The following is a 1,312-nucleotide window of genomic DNA, read 5'->3' as shown; positions in this document are numbered from 1 at the left end:
TTATTGTTAAATCAAAGAAAGTAGGCGATTTTTTATGACAAGAACAAGAAGGACCTTTACCCCAGAGTTTAAACTACAGATGGTGCGATTATTTAAAAATGGTAAACCCAAATCTGAAATTGTACGTGAGTATGATCTAACCCCTTCATCTTTAGATAAGTGGGTCAAGAATTATCAGGCGACAGGTTCTTTCAATCATTTAGATAACTTAACAGATGAAGAAAGAGAAAAGAGACCACTCAGAAAAGAAAACCAACAACTTAAGATGGAAAATGACATTTTAAAGCAAGCAGCGGTGATCATGAGACGAAAATAGATGTCATTCGTGAGAATGCCAATAAATATTCAGTATCAGCAATGTGTAAAGTCCTACAAATCCCAAGAAGCACCTATTATTATGAACTGAATAAACAGACTGGTGATGATTCAGAAGATATCATCAGCCATAAAGTCGTTGAGATATTTAATGCGAATCGTCAGTGTTTTGGCACACGTAGAATTAAACATGAGTTAAATAGACTTGGATTCAAAGTCTCTCGAAGACGCATCGGTCGGATTATGAAAACAGAAAAGCTGGTATCGTCCTATACTTCATTGAAATATAGACCGTATCCCTCACAATCCAATGAACTAAATATCAAAAATAGACTCAGTAGAAATTTCATTAGACACGCACCTATGGAGGTACTCGTCAGTGATTTAACCTATGTAAAAGTGGCTGGAAAGTGGCATTACATATGTGTATTTATTGACCTGTTTAATCGTGAGATTGTTGGACATAGTGCCGGTACAAATAAAGATAGCCATCTTGTGTCAGCAGCGTTGAGCACCATTAAGCATGGTTTAAGACAGGTTCAAATGTTCCATACAGACCGTGGGAAAGAGTTTGATAATCATTTGATTGATGACGTGCTTGATACATTTGGTATCCAAAGGTCACTAAGCATGAAGGGCTGTCCCTATGACAATGCGGTTGCTGAAACGACATTTAAGGCACTGAAAACTGAATTCATTAGACAGTATCATTTTATATCTCTACAACAGTTGAAAATTGAACTATTTGATTATGTGAATTGGTACAACAATATTAGACCACATGGTGCACTCGGTTATATGACACCGAGGGAGTATAAGGAAGCACTCTATAAAAACTGTCTAGAATACTGTTGACATACCAATCATATCGTTTCGCATGATCTGCGAGTTCGCTATGCATCAAGGCTTCATTATTAACCCCACGCATTGATATATATTTTGAGTTATCGGTCAATCCATTTAAACTCACATAGCTCATGGCATCGACTTCTGATTC

General features: G+C 36.8%; 1 protein-coding gene. It reads left to right on the top strand.

Translation table 11 applies throughout. From position 1 onward, the window contains the following. Positions 1-34 precede the first annotated feature (34 nt). A protein-coding gene (locus V6E76_RS11335) for an IS3 family transposase (protein ID WP_247352870.1) occupies positions 35-1,170 on the top strand; the annotation gives its coding sequence in 2 pieces (ribosomal slippage) (positions 35-281 and positions 281-1,170; 1,137 coding nt in all). Positions 1,171-1,312: the final 142 nt, after the last annotated feature.

It is taken from the genome of Jeotgalicoccus huakuii (assembly GCF_036665975.1).
GTDB classification, from domain to species: Bacteria; Bacillota; Bacilli; order Staphylococcales; family Salinicoccaceae; genus Jeotgalicoccus; species Jeotgalicoccus marinus.
Note: the sequence above shows the minus strand (reverse complement) of the source record. Positions and strands in the feature narration are given on the sequence as shown.